General features: G+C 71.0%; 19 protein-coding genes. 11 read left to right on the top strand and 8 right to left on the bottom strand.

Translation table 11 applies throughout. From position 1 onward, the window contains the following. The first annotated feature begins 88 nt into the window (after positions 1-88). Entirely contained in the window at positions 89-1,168 is a 1,080-nt protein-coding gene (gene dapE / locus ACZ3TS_RS03985) for a succinyl-diaminopimelate desuccinylase (RefSeq protein WP_467613490.1), read from the top strand. A 113-nt stretch (positions 1,169-1,281) separates the two neighbouring features. Continuing rightward, positions 1,282-2,040 (top strand): LOG family protein, encoded by a 759-nt coding sequence (locus ACZ3TS_RS03980; protein ID WP_467613489.1) that lies wholly within the window; start codon positions 1,282-1,284, stop codon positions 2,038-2,040. 58 nt (positions 2,041-2,098) lie between these two features. Here the strand turns inward: ACZ3TS_RS03980 and folP are convergent, their stop codons facing one another. Continuing rightward, positions 2,099-2,959, bottom strand: a complete 861-nt coding sequence (gene folP, locus ACZ3TS_RS03975) for a dihydropteroate synthase (RefSeq protein WP_467613488.1) — start codon at positions 2,957-2,959, stop codon at positions 2,099-2,101. Between the two features lie 151 nt (positions 2,960-3,110). Here folP and ACZ3TS_RS03970 point away from each other — a divergent pair, with 151 nt between their 5' ends. Both ACZ3TS_RS03970 and ACZ3TS_RS03965 read left to right on the top strand, forming a co-directional pair. Next, positions 3,111-3,458, top strand: a complete 348-nt coding sequence (locus ACZ3TS_RS03970) for a DivIVA domain-containing protein (RefSeq protein WP_467613487.1) — start codon at positions 3,111-3,113, stop codon at positions 3,456-3,458. After that, the gene (locus ACZ3TS_RS03965; RefSeq protein ID WP_467613486.1) at positions 3,455-4,036 is read left to right on the top strand and encodes a DNA-3-methyladenine glycosylase I; all 582 of its coding nucleotides are present in this window, start codon (positions 3,455-3,457) and stop codon (positions 4,034-4,036) included. Before ACZ3TS_RS03970 ends, ACZ3TS_RS03965 begins: the two co-directional genes overlap by 4 nt. A 22-nt stretch (positions 4,037-4,058) precedes the next feature. Here ACZ3TS_RS03965 and chcB read toward each other — a convergent pair whose 3' ends face one another. Next, positions 4,059-4,862, bottom strand: a complete 804-nt coding sequence (chcB, locus tag ACZ3TS_RS03960; RefSeq protein ID WP_467613650.1) for a 2-cyclohexenylcarbonyl CoA isomerase — start codon at positions 4,860-4,862, stop codon at positions 4,059-4,061. A 373-nt stretch (positions 4,863-5,235) separates the two neighbouring features. On the opposite strand from chcB, the gene ACZ3TS_RS03955 reads away from it, so the two are divergent. Next, positions 5,236-5,403, top strand: a complete 168-nt coding sequence (locus ACZ3TS_RS03955) for a DUF3117 domain-containing protein (RefSeq protein ID WP_003966491.1) — start codon at positions 5,236-5,238, stop codon at positions 5,401-5,403. A gap of 114 nt (positions 5,404-5,517) precedes the next feature. Here the strand turns inward: ACZ3TS_RS03955 and ACZ3TS_RS03950 are convergent, their stop codons facing one another. Next, on the bottom strand, positions 5,518-6,216 hold the full coding sequence (locus ACZ3TS_RS03950; protein WP_467613649.1) for an O-methyltransferase: 699 nt from the start codon (positions 6,214-6,216) through the stop codon (positions 5,518-5,520). Positions 6,217-6,369: 153 nt separating this feature from the next. Here ACZ3TS_RS03950 and sigE point away from each other — a divergent pair, with 153 nt between their 5' ends. From sigE to ACZ3TS_RS03925, 5 genes are all read left to right on the top strand, one after another. After that, positions 6,370-7,140, top strand: a complete 771-nt coding sequence (gene sigE / locus ACZ3TS_RS03945) for an RNA polymerase sigma factor SigE (protein WP_467613485.1) — start codon at positions 6,370-6,372, stop codon at positions 7,138-7,140. Further along, positions 7,137-8,126, top strand: a complete 990-nt coding sequence (locus ACZ3TS_RS03940; protein ID WP_467613484.1) for an anti-sigma factor family protein — start codon at positions 7,137-7,139, stop codon at positions 8,124-8,126. Before sigE ends, ACZ3TS_RS03940 begins: the two co-directional genes overlap by 4 nt. Before the next feature lie 138 nt (positions 8,127-8,264). Next, on the top strand, positions 8,265-10,091 hold the full coding sequence (locus tag ACZ3TS_RS03935) for a S1C family serine protease (RefSeq protein WP_467613483.1): 1,827 nt from the start codon (positions 8,265-8,267) through the stop codon (positions 10,089-10,091). Positions 10,092-10,289: 198 nt separating this feature from the next. Continuing rightward, positions 10,290-10,724, top strand: coding sequence for a sec-independent translocase (locus tag ACZ3TS_RS03930; RefSeq protein ID WP_467613482.1), 435 nt, complete (start codon positions 10,290-10,292; stop codon positions 10,722-10,724). A 242-nt stretch (positions 10,725-10,966) separates the two neighbouring features. After that, entirely contained in the window at positions 10,967-11,623 is a 657-nt protein-coding gene (locus ACZ3TS_RS03925; RefSeq protein WP_467613481.1) for a hypothetical protein, read from the top strand. A gap of 92 nt (positions 11,624-11,715) precedes the next feature. Here ACZ3TS_RS03925 and ACZ3TS_RS03920 read toward each other — a convergent pair whose 3' ends face one another. Genes ACZ3TS_RS03920 through ACZ3TS_RS03910 form a run of 3 tightly spaced genes read right to left on the bottom strand, consistent with a single transcriptional unit; the run spans position 11,716 to position 14,781 of the window. Continuing rightward, positions 11,716-12,849: an Mrp/NBP35 family ATP-binding protein gene (locus ACZ3TS_RS03920; protein ID WP_467613480.1), complete on the bottom strand. Its 1,134-nt coding sequence runs from the start codon at positions 12,847-12,849 to the stop codon at positions 11,716-11,718. Positions 12,850-12,893: 44 nt separating this feature from the next. Then, positions 12,894-13,511, bottom strand: coding sequence for a DUF1003 domain-containing protein (locus tag ACZ3TS_RS03915; RefSeq protein WP_467613479.1), 618 nt, complete (start codon positions 13,509-13,511; stop codon positions 12,894-12,896). Further along, positions 13,501-14,781 carry a magnesium transporter MgtE N-terminal domain-containing protein gene (locus tag ACZ3TS_RS03910; protein ID WP_467613478.1) on the bottom strand — a complete coding sequence of 427 codons (1,281 nt, stop codon included), beginning with the start codon at positions 14,779-14,781 and terminating at the stop codon, positions 13,501-13,503. Before ACZ3TS_RS03910 ends, ACZ3TS_RS03915 begins: the two co-directional genes overlap by 11 nt. A gap of 224 nt (positions 14,782-15,005) precedes the next feature. Between ACZ3TS_RS03910 and ACZ3TS_RS03905 the strand changes: the two genes are divergently transcribed. After that, complete coding sequence (locus ACZ3TS_RS03905; protein WP_467613477.1) at positions 15,006-15,710, top strand: hypothetical protein; 705 nt, start codon at positions 15,006-15,008, stop codon at positions 15,708-15,710. Positions 15,711-15,793: 83 nt separating this feature from the next. Here the strand turns inward: ACZ3TS_RS03905 and ACZ3TS_RS03900 are convergent, their stop codons facing one another. Together ACZ3TS_RS03900 and ACZ3TS_RS03895 are read right to left on the bottom strand one after the other, a co-directional pair. Continuing rightward, positions 15,794-16,303: a hypothetical protein gene (locus tag ACZ3TS_RS03900; protein WP_467613476.1), complete on the bottom strand. Its 510-nt coding sequence runs from the start codon at positions 16,301-16,303 to the stop codon at positions 15,794-15,796. A 22-nt stretch (positions 16,304-16,325) separates the two neighbouring features. Further along, positions 16,326-17,441, bottom strand: a complete 1,116-nt coding sequence (locus ACZ3TS_RS03895; RefSeq protein WP_467613475.1) for a magnesium and cobalt transport protein CorA — start codon at positions 17,439-17,441, stop codon at positions 16,326-16,328. Between the last annotated feature and the right edge of the window lie 155 nt (positions 17,442-17,596).

Here is a 17,596-nt window from a genome sequence, read left to right as displayed (position 1 = left end):
AGGTACTGGAGGTGCCCCGAGGCGTTGCCCGGGGTTGTGGACAACTCGTGTGCAGGTACGGGCGGTCCGGCGCGCTAGGGTCGACATCATGGCCGATACCCCTCTTGACCTCACGCTGGACGCCGCGCGGCTGACCGCGCAGCTCGTCGACTTCCCCTCCGAGAGCGGCAATGAGAAGCCCCTCGCGGACGCGATCGAAACGGCGCTGCGCGCCCTGCCGCACCTGACGGTCGACCGGTACGGCAACAACGTCGTGGCCCGGACGAACCTCGGACGGCCGGAGCGCGTCGTCCTGGCGGGCCACATCGACACGGTTCCGATCGCGGACAACGTGCCCTCCCGCCTGGACGAGGACGGCGTGTTGTGGGGCTGCGGCACCTGCGACATGAAGTCGGGCGTCGCGGTCCAGCTCCGCATCGCGGCGACGGTCCCCGAGCCCAACCGCGACCTCACGTTCGTCTTCTACGACAACGAAGAGGTCGACGCGCACCTGAACGGTCTGAAGCATGTGGCCGAAGCCCATCCCGACTGGCTGGAGGCCGACTTCGCGGTGCTGCTGGAGCCCTCCGACGGCCAGGTCGAGGGCGGTTGCCAGGGCACGCTGCGGGTCCTGCTGAAGACCAAGGGCGAGCGGGCCCACTCGGCGCGCGGCTGGATGGGCTCGAACGCGATCCACGCGGCGGCCCCGATTCTCGAGCGCCTGGCCGCGTACGAGCCTCGGTACCCGGTGATCGACGGCCTCGAGTACCGGGAGGGACTGAACGCGGTCGGCATCTCGGGCGGGGTCGCCGGGAACGTGATCCCCGACGAGTGCGTGGTCACGGTCAACTTCCGCTACGCCCCCGACCGCACCGAGGAGGAGGCGGTCGGGCACGTCCGCGAGGTGTTCGCCGACTGCGGGGTGCAGGAGTTTCTCGTGGTCGACCACAGCGGCGGCGCCCTGCCCGGCCTCTCACACGCGGCCGCGGCGGCGTTCATCGAGGCGGTCGGCGGCACCCCGCAGCCCAAGTACGGGTGGACGGACGTTTCCCGCTTCAGCGCACTCGGCGTCCCGGCCGTCAACTACGGCCCCGGCAACCCGCACTTGGCGCACAAGCGGGACGAGCGCGTGGAGACGGCGAAGATCCTTGCCGGGGAGGAGCGCCTGAGGGCCTGGCTGACCTCCTGACCTGCCGCCGGATCGGGGGACGGCGGTTCGTGGCGGACATGCACACGTCCCCCGTCCGTAACCCGCGTGGATCTACGCTGGGGTGGAACGACCCCCGAGCGGAGGGAGCGCACATGCCTACCGGCAACCCCGAGGGGAAGAAGGTGCCGCCGGACGAGCAGCGGCTCGGTCCGGTGCTGCGCAGGCGCGGCCAGGTGATGAAGAGCACCACGGACCAGCGCCTGCTGGACGAGCGCGCCCCCACGGACTGGGTCCACACGGATCCGTGGCGTGTCCTCCGCATCCAGTCGGAATTCATCGAGGGCTTCGGCACCCTTGCCGAACTCCCGCCTGCGATCAGCCTGTTCGGTTCCGCGCGAACGCCGGTCGACTCGCCCGAGTACGAGGCGGGCGTGCGCTTGGGGCGCGGCCTGGTGGAAGCGGGCTGGGCGGTGATCACGGGCGGCGGCCCGGGCGCGATGGAGGCGGCGAACAAGGGCGCCTGCGAGGCCAAGGGGATCTCGGTCGGCCTCGGCATCGAACTGCCCTTCGAGCAGGGCCTGAACCCGTACGTCGACATCGGCCTGAACTTCCGCTACTTCTTCGTCCGCAAGATGATGTTCGTGAAGTACGCGCAGGGCTTTGTCGTCCTGCCGGGCGGCCTGGGCACCCTCGACGAGTTCTTCGAGGCCCTGACCCTGGTCCAGACCCAGAAGGTCACCCGCTTCCCGATCGTCCTGTTCGGCACGTCGTACTGGGGCGGCCTGGTGGACTGGCTCAAGAACACCCTGGTGGCCCAGGGCAAGGCCTCGGAGAAGGACCTGCTCCTGTTCCATGTGACGGACGACGTGGACGAGGCGGTGGCGCTGGTGTCGAAGGAGGCGCAGCGCTAGCGGAAGGGGCGAGGCCCGGGAAGCGACGGGACGGGCGGGGGCGGCGGGGCGACAAGCGTCAGGCCAGCCCCCGGCGGGCCACCGCCGGTGGCCGGTGGCCCGCGATCGACCCCACCATGTCCAGGACCTGGCGCGTCTCCGCCACCTCGTGCACCCGGTAGACCTGCGCCCCCAGCCACGCCGACACCGCCGTCGTCGCCAGGGTCCCCAACACCCGTTCCTTCACCGGCTTGTCCAGCGTCTCGCCCACGAAGTCCTTGTTGGACAGCGACACCAGCACAGGCCACCCCGTGTCGACCATCTCGTCCAGCCGCCGCGTCGCCTCCAGGCTGTGCCGCGTGTTCTTCCCGAAGTCGTGGCCCGGGTCGATCAGAACCGACTCGCGCGGGACCCCCAGAGCCACGGCCCGCTCCGCCAGCCCCAGGGTCACCTCCAGGATGTCGGCCATCACGTCGTCGTACGTCACCCGGTGCGGACGGGTCCGCGGCTGTGATCCCCCGGCGTGCGTGCACACCAGCCCCACCCGGTAGCGCGCCGCGACCTCCGCGAGCCGCGGGTCGACCCCGCCCCACGCGTCGTTCAGCAGATCCGCGCCCGCCTCGCACACCGCCTCGCCGACCTCGTGCCGCCAGGTGTCCACGCTGACCACCACGTCGGGGAAGCGCCGCCGCACCTCGGCGACGAAACCGACCGTCCGTCGCGCCTCCTCCTCGGCCGTGACCTCTTCCCCCGGCCCGGCCTTGACCCCGCCGATGTCGATGATCGCGGCACCCTCTGCCACCGCCTGCTCCACACGCGCGAGGGCGGGCTCGTCGCGGAACGTGGCCCCCTGGTCGTAGAAGGAGTCGGGCGTCCGGTTCACGATCGCCATGATCACCGGCTCGTGTGTGGCGAATTCCCGCCTTCCCAGCCTGAGCATCCCCTGTGACCTCTCCCGTTACGTCCGTTCCTTGGCCGCCTGCGACCTTAGTTGTCAGCGTCGCATGGCACGATCTGACCCAGACAGATTCGACATCGGCACTTCCGCGTCGGCGCGCAGCGCGCCGGCACCGAGCGTGGGGACCTCAGTGATGCTCATGTTCTTGTTCCTGGTCGTCGCGCTCGCCGTCGTGGTCGCCGCGGTGACACTGGCCGTGGTGGGCGGCGGCGAGAGCGCCCCCCTGCCGGAGGCGGCGCCCGAGCGGCTCGAGGACCCGCTGCCCCCGGACCGCCCGGTCGGCCGCGCGGACGTGGAGGCCCTGCGCTTCCCGCTCGCCGTCCGCGGCTACCGCATGGCGGACGTGGACGACGCGCTCGGCCGGCTCGGCGCCGAGATCGCCGAGCGGGACGCCCGCATCGCCGACCTCGAGGCCGCGCTCGCCGGTGCACGCGCGCCGAGGACGTCCCTGGACAAGCCGGCCGAGGGGAACCACCAGTGAGCGGCGCGGCCATTGCGGGACCCGACGGAGTGCTGCGCTGCCCCTGGGCCCTGTCCACCGAGGACTACGTGGCGTACCACGACGAGGAGTGGGGCCGCCCGGTCCACGGCGACGAGGCGCTGTACGAGCGGCTGTGCCTCGAGGCCTTCCAGTCGGGTCTGTCGTGGATCACGATCCTGCGCCGCCGTGAGGGCTTCCGCGCCGCCTTCGCCGACTTCAGGATCGCCAAGGTTGCCGCCTTCACGGAGACCGACCAGGAGCGCCTGCTCGCCGACCCGGGCATCATCCGCAACCGCGCCAAGATCGAGGCGACGCTTGCCAACGCGCGCGTGCTGGCCGACTGGGCACCGGGCGAGCTGGACGAGCTGATCTGGTCGTATGCCCCCGACGGGGCCTCCCGGCCCGCCCCGAAGACCCTTGCCGATGTCCCGGCGGTCACCGCCGAGTCGACGGCCCTGTCCAAGGCCCTGAAGAAGCGCGGCATACGTTTCGTCGGCCCGACGACGGCGTACGCGCTGATGCAGGCGTGCGGGCTGGTGGACGACCACCTGGCCGACTGCGCCGCCCGGAGCGGCTGACCCCGGACGGCGCGACTCCGCCTCAGCGGCCCACGTACTTCGGCTTCTCCTTGTTGACGAACGCCCGCACCGCGATCGCGTGGTCCTCCGAGGCTCCGGCGCGGCTCTGCAGCTCGTCCTCCTTCCCGAGGGTCTCGTCGAGGGAGTGGGAGAGCCCGAAGGCGAGGGACTCCTTCAGGGCGGCGTACGCGAGCGTCGGCCCCTGGGCCAGCGAGCGGGCCACCTTCTCCGCCTCCGCACGCAGCTCGGCCTGGGAGACCAGCCGGTTCGCGATCCCCCACTCGTACGCCTGCTGGGCGGTGATGCTCCGCGGGAAGAGCAGCAGGTCCGCGGCGCGGGAGGGGCCGACGACGCGCGGCAGTGTCCAGGAGACCCCTGAATCGGCGGTGAGCGCGACCCCGGCGAACGACGTGTTGAAGGCCGCCGTGTCGGCGACGATCCGGTAGTCCGCGGCGAGTGCGAATCCGAAGCCCGCCCCGGCCGCCACCCCGTTCACGGCGGCGACCACCGGCTTCGCCGCTTCGGTCAGCGCCCGCACGATGGGGTTGTAGTGCTCCCGGACGGTGCTCATCACCGCGGTGTCGGAGCCCGAGTCCTGGGCCTGGAGCAGCCCGATGTGTTCCTTGAGGTCCTGCCCCACACAGAACGCCCGGTCCCCGGCGGCGGTGAGCAGGATCGCCCGTACCGCCTCGTCGTCCGCCGCCTCCTGCGCCGCGTCCCTGAGGGCGACCTTGGTCGCGATGTTCAGCGCGTTCATCGCCTCGGGACGGTTCAGCGTGATCGTCGCGAGTCCGTCGCTCACCTCGTAGAGCACGGTGTCGGCCATGGTGGTCTCCTCCGGTGTCGCGGCTCCGTCGTACCGGTCGGTACGCCCTGCGTCGAAGGACAGCATGGCGGAGATCACCGCCCGCGGTGCGGACCGGACGTGTGACCTGCGTCAAAGAATTCCCGTCCGCGTCCGGTCGACGGATGTCCGTGTGAGGGCGCAGTATCACAGTCGCATCGCCGAATTGAGTGGTTTTGCTCGCGCGTGTTGCCCAAGCGATGCCGACCGATGTTGGTCATCGGGTCCTGAGATGCGGGATAATGGCTTGGAAGCAATGTGTTCGATGCCGGTGTCGCGTGTCCTGTGAAGGACCGCGTGCCCTTTCAAGGGGCCGTCGGCTGACGATGAGCTGGTTTCAGGAAGGGGAACGAGCATGGCGGCCATGAAGCCGCGGACGGGCGACGGCCCGCTCGAGGTGACCAAGGAGGGGCGGGGCATCGTCATGCGCGTTCCGCTCGAAGGCGGCGGTCGGCTCGTCGTCGAGCTGACCCCTGACGAGGCCGACGCGCTCGGCGACGCCCTCAAGAAGGTCGTCGGCTGACGCGCAAGCGACCCTGGCTTTCAGCTCCCCGGCATCGTACGCGGTGCCGGGGAGCGCTTTTTCGGGGGCTCGGTTCGCCTCCCGGGCGCCTGAGACCCGGTTCATTCAGCGCGCTCAGCGCTTGACCGCGCACAGCAGCCCGTCCCCCACCGGCAGCAGCGAGGGCACCAGGTCCGGGCTCTCGCGCACCGCGCGCAGCAGTTCCCGCAGGCGCAGGACCTCGGTGGGCTGCGGCCCCGAGTCCACCGTGCGGCCGTTGGCGAAGACCCCCTCGAAGACGATGAGCCCGCCCGGACGCAGCAGGCGCAACGATTCGGCGAGGTAGTCGAGGACCTCGAGCCGGTCGCCGTCACAGAAGACGAGGTCGTAGCCCGCGTCGGCGAGCCGGGGCAGCACGTCCAGGGCTCGGCCCGGGATGAACCGGGCGCGGTTGCTCGCGAAGCCGCAGGCGCGGAAGGCATGGCGGGCGAACTGCTGGTGTTCCGGCTCCGGGTCCACGGTGGTCAGCACCCCGTCCGGGCGCATACCGTGCAGCAGATGGATCCCGGAGACGCCGCACCCGGTCCCGATCTCCGCCACCGCCTTCGCGTCCACGGTGGCGGCGAGCACTCGCAGCGCGGCGCCCGTGCCGGGCGACACCGAGCGCAAACCCGCTTCACGGGCCCGGTCGCGGGCCCAGCGCAGCGCGTCGTCCTCGGCGACATAGGCGTCGGCGAACGCCCAGCTCGTCTGCCGGTTGCCGGTAATGACCCTCTCCTGTCCCCGTGATTGCCTGGGCGTGACTGTATCCGTTGACCCCGGGAACCCGCAGATGGGACCGGGCGTTTAGGAGAGTGGGAAGAGCAGCGGGGGAAGGACGCGGGGGAACGGATGGACCTGGACGCCGAGCAAGTGCTGACGCAGCCGCATCAGCACCCATCAATTTCTCGTAAAACCGCTTATCCGGAGCTAACGGGCGAGGTGGCTATGGTAGGGGCTCCACTGGACACCACCAGAGCCGACAGGGGAGGTGCGGCTGCGCCTGTGGATCGGGGAGGAGTGCTGCGGCGCCTTCTCAGGTCGTCGGGTGAGCCGAAATCCGTGACCGACATCGCTGACACCCACCACGCTTCCGACACCGCGCAGACCGCGACCTTCGCCACCGACGCGGACTCGCAGGCGTGGACTCCGCCCACCTGGGAGGAGATCGTCAGCACTCACAGTGGCCGGGTCTACCGGCTGGCGTACCGCCTGACCGGAAACCAGCACGACGCCGAGGACCTGACCCAGGAAGTTTTCGTCCGGGTCTTCCGCTCCCTGTCGACGTACACGCCCGGCACCTTTGAGGGCTGGCTGCACCGCATCACCACGAACCTCTTCCTGGACATGGTCCGCCGCAAGCAGCGCATCCGTTTCGACGCACTGGGCGAGGACGCGGCCGAGCGGCTGGCCAGCCGCGAGCCGACCCCCCAGCAGGTCCTGCACGACGCGCACTTCGACGCCGACGTCCAGCAGGCGCTCGACACGCTCGCGCCCGAGTTCCGTGCGGCCGTGGTCCTGTGCGACATCGAAGGACTGTCGTACGAGGAGATCGCCGCGACCCTGGGCGTGAAGCTCGGCACGGTCCGGTCCCGCATCCACCGTGGCCGCTCCCAGCTGCGCAAGGCCCTGGCGCACCGCTCGCCCGAAGCCCGCGCCGAGCGCCGGTCCTTCGTGGCCCGGGTGCCCGCGCTGGGGGGAGGGGGCGCGACCGCGTGAGTGGATCCCGTCGCCCCACACCGGCAGAGCAGCACCTGGGAGACCGCCTTTCCGCCCTCGTGGACGGAGAGCTCGGTCATGACACGCGCGAGCGCGTGCTGGCCCATCTGGCCACGTGCGCGAAGTGCAAGGCAGAGGCCGACGCACAGCGCCGACTGAAGAACGTCTTCGCGGAGGCAGCCCCGCCGCCGCCCTCCGAGAGCTTCCTGGCCCGCCTGCAGGGCCTGCCCGCGGGAGGTGACGTCGACGGCGGTGGCACGCCGTTCGGCGGGGGGGACTTCGGCAGAGGGCTCCCGTCGGCCGCCGGGCTGCCCCCGGGCACCGGAGTCTTCGGAGTGAGGGGCGAACCCTTCCGGTACCTGCCCTCGGGACCTCATGCCACGGCGCTGTCCCCCTCCGAGGACCGGACCGTCTCCGGGGAGCCCGGCTTCCGCATCCACCACGTCGGCCGCCAGGACGCCGAGCGGTCCGCGTCACGCGGGCTGCGGTTCGCGTTCGCCGCCGCGGGCGCCGTGTCGCTGGCCGCGATCGCGCTCGGCGGCGTGTCGACGAGCGTCACGACCGACGCGGGCGTCGAAGCGCGCGGCGGTTCGGGTGCCGGAAGCAATGTGACCCCGATGCGCTCGCCGGGCACGGGTGCTTCGGCGCCCGAGACCCAGCGCCGGCGCTCCGCCGGACCGCTGCTCGGACAGCGCACGCTCGACCGGACACCCCTCGCGTCCACCGAGGAATCGGCCCCCCTGCTGCCCGGAACTCCCGCTCCCGGCGTCCAGGAGGCTTCGGAGATCCGTGCTCTGACCGCTCCCGTGGTCGCCGGAGCCGCCGCGATGTCCCCGCTCATACGTCCGCTCACCGAGACCGCACCGCTCGCGCTGACCTCCTGGTCGACGGTTCCGGGGATCAAGGCTCCCGGGCTGCTGGCCGCGCCGGTGCCGGCCTCGTCCACCACCTCGTCCCCCACGCCTTCCTCGCACGCCGCCCACTGACCCGGCGTCTGCGCGGCGGCCGGGGAACCTGGTTGAATCCATGGTGGGCCGCGCTCGCGCAAGCGTTCCGGGCGCGGAATCGACGATCCAGCGGCGACCGCCGGTGCCGCCGTGCCGCGCGCCGGGTGTGGGGAGAGCATGAACGAGGGGAAGCCGGTGTCTCCGGGGCAGGCCGAGGCACGGGCACCTGAGGCAGAGGACGGTGCCGGGGCCGATGGGATCTCCTCCGCGGCGGAAGATCCGTCAGCCGACGGCGAGGCGTTGAACAGTGAGGCGTTGAACGGGGGCTCCAGCGGTCATGACGAGCTGAGCCAGCCCGTCGGCGCGCCTCTGCGAGCCGAGGCGGACACCGACGGGGACTTCGAGCTGGAACGCCCTACCGCAGTGCCGCCGAGAAGCGGGGACGCCCCGGACCGCACCGAGGCGCGGTCCGCCCCGACCGACGGCGTGCCCGCCGGTGCCGGTACCGAGCAGGGAGGTTCCACCGAAGGCGTGCTCCCGCACCAGGTCGGCGACCCGCACGCCGCCCTCGCCGACCGGCCCGAACCTCTCCACGACCCCGACCCCTACAGCACCCCGCCCTACGGCGAACCGGGCCCCTGGGCCCCCGCCCCGCTGGTCCAGCACCCGACGGCAGCGCCCGCGCAGGGCACGGCACCCCCGGTGCCTCCGGCACAGGCCGCACCGATGCCTCCGGCGCCCGCGCCACCGGGCGCGCCGGTCCCCGTCATGGCCGCACCCGCGTCGAACCCCGCCACGTACACCGCCACCGCCTGGCAGAACTACGACCCCTGGGCACCCCGGTCGCCCTTCCGGCAGAACGGCGCCCCGGTCGCCGGCCAGGATCAGCGGCGCAGACCGGCCAGGAAGACGCTGGTGCTCGGGGCCGTACTGCTCGCGCTCGTGGCCGGCGGAGTCGGCGGTGTCATCGGCTCCGCGCTGGAGCGTAACGGCCAAGCCGGGGACGTCCGGTTGCCGCAGGCGGGGGAGGAGCCCAAGGGACGGGCCCCGGACAGCGTCGCCGGGATCGCCGCCCGGGCGCTGCCCAGCGTCGTGACCCTGCACGTCAAGGGCTCCAAGGCGGAGGGCACAGGCACCGGGTTCGTTCTCGACGGGCGCGGACACATCCTCACCAACAACCATGTGGTCGAACCGGCCGGATCCAGCGGTGAGATAAGCGTGACGTTCAACGGGGGCGAAACGGCCAAGGCCACCGTCGTCGGCCGGGACACCGGCTACGACCTCGCCGTCGTCAAGGTGAGCGGCGTCAGCGGCCTGAGGCCCATGCAGCTCGGCAACTCCGACAACGTCCAGGTCGGCGACCCGGTCGTCGCCATCGGTGCGCCCTTCGACCTCGCCGGCACCGTCACCTCCGGGATCATCAGTGCCAAGGAACGCCCCATCACGGCCGGCGGGGAGAAGGGCGACGGGAGCGATGTGTCGTACGTCGACGCCCTGCAGACCGACGCCCCGATCAACCCCGGCAACTCCGGGGGACCCCTCCTCGACTCCAAGGGCCGGGTCGTCGGCATCAACTCGGCCATCCGGTCGGCCGACAACAGCTCCGAGCAGAGCGGCCAGGCGGCGGGCTCCATCGGGCTGGGCTTCGCGATCCCCGTCAACCAGGCCAGGCGCGTGGCCGAGGAGCTGATCAACACCGGTCGGGCCACCCACCCGGTCATCGGTGTCACGCTCGACATGAACTACACGGGCGACGGCGCTCGCGTCGGCACCAAGGGTGCGGGGGGCGGGCCCGCGGTCACTGCGGGAGGCCCGGGGGCCAAGGCCGGGATCGAGTCCGGCGACGTCATCACCGGGGTCGACGGCCTACGCGTCCACTCCGGTGAGGAGCTCGTCATCAGGACGCGCGCCCACCGCCCCGGCGACCGGCTGGAACTCACCGTCGTCCGTGACGGCAGGGAACGGACGATCACGCTCGTCCTCGGCTCGGCGGACGGCAACTGACACGAAGCCCACAAGGACGGGTCCGAAACGTGCCCCACGAGGCAAACAACCCGGAAAACCCGTCGTGTACACGCGGTCGGGGCGCCCGGACGGTACCGGTCCGGCAGGATCGCCGGGTACCGTGGATCCGGCCCGGACCACGGAAGACCGCACAGACCACCGAGGGCCGAGGACCGAGGACATCGCAAGGAGCTTCAGGTGTTCAATGACATAGGACCGCTCGAGCTGGTGACGCTCGTTGTCCTCGCCGTGCTCGTCTTCGGTCCGGACAAGCTCCCGAAGATGATCCAGGACGTCACCCGCACCATCCGAAAGATCCGGGAGTTCTCGGAGAGCGCCAAGCAGGACATCAGGAGTGAACTGGGCCCGGAGTTCAAGGACTTCGAGTTCGAGGACCTCAACCCCAAGACGTTCATCCGCAAGCAGCTGGACAACGACGACCTGGGGCTCAAGGAGATCCGCAACGGCTTCGACCTGAAGAAGGAAATGGCCGAGGTCACGGACGCGGTCCACGGCCGCGAGACCGACTCCTCGCCCTCCTCGTCCTCCCCTTCCGGCTCCGTCGACATGACGAAGAAGCCCGAAAAGATCGACCCCGACGAGCGCCCGCCCTTCGACGCGGACGCCACCTGAGCCGTAGTCGGACGCCCCGGGCCGCACGACACCCCGCGGTGACGTGACGTAGGCCATACACCCATCGGCGTGCGCGCGGCCGTATTGCGACGTCCAGAAGGCCGTACGCGCCGGGCGTTTCGCTGTCGTTCGGAGTGCTGTGGCTATGCTGCCCAGTTGTTGTGCGGACCGTTTTCGGAGCGAGGACGCCCGTGGGGGGCGGGCCGCTCGGGTCCGACGAGAGCGAGGAGGCGTCCGGGCAGATGGAGACGACGAGTCGGGTGGGCGGACAGGCGCCGGCAGCGGAGGGCGGACAACGGCTTTCCTCCGCTCGGCGCACGGTCGACGGCTATCTCCAGGCGTCCTTCCCGTGGTACGGCCTCGACGAGGCGTTCACGGGTCCGCGCTGGCTGATGCAGGTGGGCACGGCGGCCGACGGGGCCGTGGAGCACGGATCGATCGGGCACGGCGAGGAGCCCACCGTGCGCAGCGAGGCCACCGAGGACAAGGAGCGGTTCGCGGTCGTGGTCACCGTCGCCGCCAATCCCGTACGGCGCAGCCCGGACGGCACCGGCCTGCTGGAGGCCACGTCGGTCTCCTCCGCGGCCTGGCTCGCGGGCGTGGGTTTGCTCACGTTCACCTGGCCCGGCCAGATGGACCACACCCTGCGGGACGACTGGCTCGACCAGCAGACCGAGACGGCCTGGGTCCTCGCGGACGACCTGTCCGGCTCCGCCTGGTCCACCCTGTCACTGCCCGTGGACGGCGTTCCGACGCCCTTCCACTACCGCGAGTCCGAGTTCGGCTGGGTGCTGGCCGGGTCCACGCAAGCGGGCGTGCACGTCGGGGCGTACGGCCGGGGAATGAGCGCATACGGACTCGGTTTCGCCGTGATCAAGGACATCGCGGCCTACGCCTAGCCGTGGGTGGGACGATGGGGGCGGCCGTCTCACCCGGACGGCCGCCCCCATCGTCGTACGAGACTCGGAATGACCCGATCGGCGTATCGGCTCTAGAACTTGTTCTTCGGCGTGATTCCCAGCGACAGGCCCGCCAGGCCACGCTGACGGCCGCCCAACTGGCCCGCGATCGCGGAGAGGGCCGAGCCTGCGGGGGAGTCCGGGTCGGTCAGGACCACCGGCTTGCCCTCGTCGCCGCCCTCGCGCAGCCGGACGTCGATGGGGATGGAGCCGAGGACCGGGACCGTGGCGCCGGTCGTACGGGTGAGGCCGTCGGCGACCTGCTGGCCGCCGCCCGTGCCGAAGACGTCCACCATCTCGCCGCAGTGCGGGCAGGGCAGGCCGGACATGTTCTCGACCACACCGACGATCTTCTGGTGCGTCTGGACGGCGATGGCGCCCGCCCGCTCCGCCACCTCCGCGGCCGCCTGCTGCGGGGTGGTGACCACCAGGATCTCCGCGTTCGGGACGAGCTGTGCCACCGAGATCGCGATGTCGCCCGTGCCCGGCGGCAGGTCGAGCAGCAGCACGTCCAGATCCCCCCAGAACACGTCCGCGAGGAACTGCTGGAGCGCGCGGTGCAGCATCGGGCCGCGCCAGACGACCGGCGCGTTGCCCGGGGTGAACATGCCGATCGAGATGACCTTCACGCCGTTCGCCTGCGGCGGCATGATCATGTTCTCGACCTGGGTCGGACGGCCGTCCACGCCCAGCATGCGCGGCACGCTGTGACCGTAGATGTCGGCGTCCACCACGCCGACCTTCAGGCCGTCGGCAGCCATCGCCGCCGCCAGGTTCACGGTCACCGAGGACTTGCCGACGCCTCCCTTGCCGGACGCCACCGCGTAGACGCGGGTGAGCGAGCCCGGCTTGGCGAAGGGGACCTCACGCTCGGCCTGACCGCCGCGCAGCGCGGTCGCCAGCTCGCGGCGCTGCTCGTCGCTCATCACGTCGAGCGTGACGTCCACCCGGGTGACGCCCTCGACGCGCGAGACCGCCTCTGTGACACGCTGCGTGATCGTGTCGCGCATGGGGCAGCCGGAAACCGTCAGGTACACGGTGACCGCGACCGCTCCGTCCTCGCCGATCTCCACCGATTTGACCATCCCCAGCTCGGTGATAGGTCGCTGGATCTCGGGGTCGTTCACCGTCGCCAGTGCCTCGCGCACCGCGTCTTCCGTAGCCATAGAGACGATGGTACGGCGCCCGGCGGGTGCCTCGGAAAGCCCCGTCACCGGTCGTCCACGTCACGTCCGCCCGCCCGCTCCGCCGGGAATACGACATGACCGTCGGGGCGCCGCTGCCCGTCCAGCTCCTTCACGAAGTCCTGGAGTTCGGAACGGATCCAGTCGCGGGTGGCGACCTCGCCGAGGCCCGTGCGCAGTGCGGCGACCTCCCGGGTCAGATACTCGGTGTCCGCGATCGACCGCTCGTTCTGCTTGCGGTCCTGTTCGAGGTTGACCCGGTCGCGGTCGGCCTGCCGGTTCTGCGCGAGCAGGATCAGCGGGGCCGCGTAGGAGGCCTGCAGGGACAGCATCAGGGTCAGGAAGATGAAGGGGTACGGGTCGAAGCGCAGATGGTGCGGAGCGAAGACGTTCCACACCACCCACAGAATGATGACGACCGTCATCCAGACGATGAACCGCCCGGTGCCGAGGAAGCGTGCGATCCGTTCCGACAGGCGTCCGAACGCCTCCGGGTCCCACTCGGGCAGGAGGCGGGTGCGGCGCGGCTGCGGCTGGTCGAGCCGGAGACGGTGGGCACCCCTCCCGGCTCGCGCGAACTCGAGAGTTTGAGGGCGGGGGACGGCGGTCGCGCCCGAAAGGGTCCTCTCGCGCTCAGGCACCATGGTCGGCCCCCTCGTCGCTCAGTTCGAACTCCGTCTCGCGCCAGTCCTCCGGCAGCATGTGGTCCAGTACGTCGTCCACGGTCACCACGCCGAGCAGCGAGCCGGACTCGTCGACGACGGGCGCCGCGACCATGTCGTAGGTCGCGAAGAACCCGGCCACCACCGGCAGCGGGGTGTCCGGCGCCAGGGGCTGCAGATCGTCGTCGAGGATCGAGCTGACGAGCGTGTAGGGCGGATCGCGCAGCAGCCGCTGGAAGTGCACGATCCCCAGGTACTTGCCGGTCGGTGTCTCATCCGGTGGGCGGCAGACGTACACCTGGGCGGCGAGTGCGGGGGACAGATCACGGTTGCGGACCCGGGCGAGGGCGTCGGCGACGGTGGCGTCGGGCCGCAGCGCGATCGGCTCGGTGGTCATCAGGCCGCCCGCCGTCTTCTCCTCGTACGCCATCAGACGGCGCATGTCGGCCGCGTCGGCGGGCTGCATCAGGTTCAGCAGCCGCTCCTTCTCGTCCTCCGGCAGTTCGGCGAGCAGGTCGGCGGCGTCGTCCGGGTCCATGGCCTCCAGGACGTCCGCGGCGCGCTCCTCCTGCAGCTTGCCGAGGATCTCGATCTGATCGTCCTCGGGCAGCTGTTCGAGGACATCGGCGAGCCGGTCGTCGTCCAGGGCGGCGGCCACCTCCGCGCGGCGCTTCGGGGAGAGATGGTGCAGGACGTTGGCGAGGTCGGCCGGCCGCAGCTGTTCGAACGTGGCCAGGAGGCTCTCGGCGCCCTGTCCCTGCTCCTCCAGGGAGAACCCGGTGACGGCGGACCACTCGACCGTGAGCGTCTCGCCCTTGCTGCGCCTGAACGCCCCGCCCTTCCCCTTGCGTACGAAGACCTTGTCGACCTCCCACTCCCGGCGGGCCGGCAGCTGCTGCACCGAGAGGTCGAGGACGGTGACCTCCTCGCCGGTCTCGACGAGCTTGACGCGCCGGTCGAGCAGCTCACCGAAGGCGAGCCGCTCGGTGGGCCGCTGCTCGAAGCGGCGCACGTTCAGCACACCCGTGGTGATGACCTGGCCGGACTCGATGCCGGTCACGCGGGTCATGGGCAGGAAGATCCGGCGGCGGGTGGTCAGTTCGACGACCAGGCCGAGCAGCCGCGGGGGACGTCGGCCCACGCGCAGCATGACGACGAGGTCGCGCACGCGTCCCACCTGGTCGCCGTTGGGGTCGAAGACGGCTACGCCGGCCAGGTGCGAGACGAAGATGCGAGGGGCGCTTGCCGCCATGCCCGCGCCTCCTGTTCCAGCCGTTTTGTCCTCTCGCGTGGGCTTCAGGCTAGCCCGTCCCGGTGCGGTACGCCCTGGCGAGAGGTGCGGACGGACTGGCTCCGGAAGGCCTCGCGGGCACCGGTACGCTGCCGTACGCCGATGAGGACACCCACATGAGAGGCAGCCCCACCTTGACCGCATTTCCCCCGGGTCGTAGCCACAGGGCCGCACTGGTGAGCGCGATGTGCGCACTGGTCGTGACGGGGACGGGGCTCGTGGGGTGCAGTAGCGGCGACCCGGACGCCGGGACGAACGGGGTGGGGAAGCTGCCGGCCGAGAAGATCCAGAGCCGGACGCGGACGGCGGCCAAGTCGGCATCGGCGGTGCGGTTGTCCGGGACCGTCGTCAGCAACGGCGGCACGTACACGCTGGACATGCGCCTCAAGGCCGACGGAGGTACCGGGTCGGTCACCTCGAAGAACGGGACGTTCAAGTTGCTGCGGGTGGGCGACCACCTGTTCCTGAAGGCCGACACCAAGTTCTGGGACCAGGAGGACGGCACGGGAGGCGGGGCGAGCTCGGCGGCCGCGGCGAACAAGCTCGACGGGATGTATGTGAAGGTGCCGACCGGGGACCCCGCCTACAAGCGCTTCAGCGGCTTCACCGACAAGGACGTGCTGCTGGACGGGCTCCTCAACCTGCACGGCACGCTGGGGACGGACGGCCACCACGAGCAGAACGGCGTCCGCACGATCCGTATCACCGGCGACAAGGGCTCCGGCGGCACGCTGTACGTCTCCCTGGAGGGAGCCCCCTATCCGCTGCGCCTGGTCCGCGCCGGCAACGCGGGGACGCTCCGCCTGGCGGACTGGGGGAAGGACTTCGCGCTGGCGGAGCCGCCGAAGGACGAGACGGTGGACTACGGGAAGCAGCTGCCGTCGTCCTAGCTGCGCGCAGCACCTGACTGCGGTCGCCGCAGGTGCCCGGCAACGGGCTGAGCGGCACGACTGCCCGCAGCCCGGCCGGATGATCAGCGGCGTTTGCGGCGCAGCAGGCGTGGCAGGGCCGCCGGCATCGGGCGGCGCGTCGTGGCGGGGGTCGGCGGCGGTGGGGCCGCGAGGGAATCCTCCGGCAGCGGCGCCGTCGTACCGCACGGCTCCAGGCGCAGCACCCGGCACTCCCGGCGCCACCGCTCCGGCATCTCCTCGCCGTCGGGAGCGTTCAGCCGCTTGCCCTTCAGCTCGGCGACGGTGCCCTCCCATTCGGGCGAACCCGGCGCAAGCTCGAACACCTTCGCGGGCCAGGTGACGATCCGGCCGCCCTTGTCCTTGCTGCGGACCGTGACGAGCGCGTCCCCGCCGTAGGTCAGACCGGGCAGCGGCTGCTCGCCGGGGCCGTCACCCACCACGCAGGCTGCGCCCTCGTGCCACACGTGCCACAGCGCACGCGCGGGGGCCGGCATCGCGCCCTGGACCCAGATCAGCCCGGACTTCTTCGTGGCCTCCTCGATGAGGGCCCGGTCGAGCAGCTCGCTTGTCATGCGCCCAGCCTAGTAGGGCTTCTCACAGCCAGCCGTTCCGCTTCAGCGTGCGGTGGATGCCCAGACAGATGGCCACCGTGACGCCCATGATCAGCGGATAGCCGTACTTCCAGTGCAGTTCCGGCATGTGATCGAAGTTCATGCCGTACACGCCGCACACCATCGTCGGCACGGCGATGATCGCCGCCCACGCCGTGATCTTGCGCATGTCCTCGTTCTGCGCGACGGACGCCTGCGCCAGATTGGCCTGGAGGATCGAGTTGAGCAGCTCGTCGAAGCCCACCACCTGCTCGTGCACCCGGGCGAGGTGGTCGGCGACATCGCGGAAGTACTTCTGGATGTCCGGGTCGATCAGCCGCATCGGCCGCTCGCTCAGCAGCTGCATCGGCCGCAGCAGCGGCGCCACCGCCCGCTTGAACTCCATTACCTCGCGCTTGAGTTGATAGATGCGGCTGGCGTCCGTGCCCCGGGGCGTCCCCTTCCTGCCCGGCGAGAACACCTCCGTCTCCACCTCGTCGATGTCGTCCTGCACCGCGTCCGCCACCGCGATGTACCCGTCGACGACGTGGTCGGCGATCGCGTGCAGCACGGCGGAGGGGCCCTTGGCGAGCAGCTCGGGTTCGTCCTGGAGCCGGTGCCGCAGCGTCCGCAGCGAGCCCTGTCCGCCGTGCCGGACGGTGATGAAGAAGTCCCGGCCGGTGAAGCACATCACCTCGCCGGTCTCGACGACCTCGCTGTTGGCGGTGAGCCGGTCGTGCTCGATGTAGTGGATGGTCTTGAAGACGGTGAAGAGGGAGTCGTCGTACCGCTCCAGCTTCGGCCGCTGGTGCGCCTGTACCGCGTCCTCGACCGCCAGCGGGTGCAGCCCGAACTCGCTCGCGATACCGGCGAATTCGGCCTCGGTCGGCTCGTGGAGGCCGATCCACACGAAGCCTCCGTCGCGCTGCACCAGCCGCATCGCCTCGTGCGGGGACAGCGGCTTCTGCGTGTCGATGCGGACACCGTCCCGGTAGACGGCGCAGTCGACGACGGCGGACGGCGTCCCGGGGTCGCGCGTGGTGTCGTACGTGCCGGCGTCCTTGCGCAGCGAGGGGCGGGAGGGGCGGACCGCGGCGCGCAGGTCACGGATCATCGACATGGCAGGCTCCTTCGCAACGAGTAGCGAGGGCGCCGGCGGCGGGTGGAACTGCCCGGAATGGGGACGTCCTGTGTGCGGAGGTTTGGCACGTCCACAAAGCGGGGAGCACCGCACCGTCGCGGTGGCGGACTTCGCTACTGATTCAGATCAGACAG

It is taken from the genome of Streptomyces sp. NPDC022910 (assembly GCF_055561075.1).
This window is presented reverse-complemented; position numbering and strand designations above follow the sequence as displayed.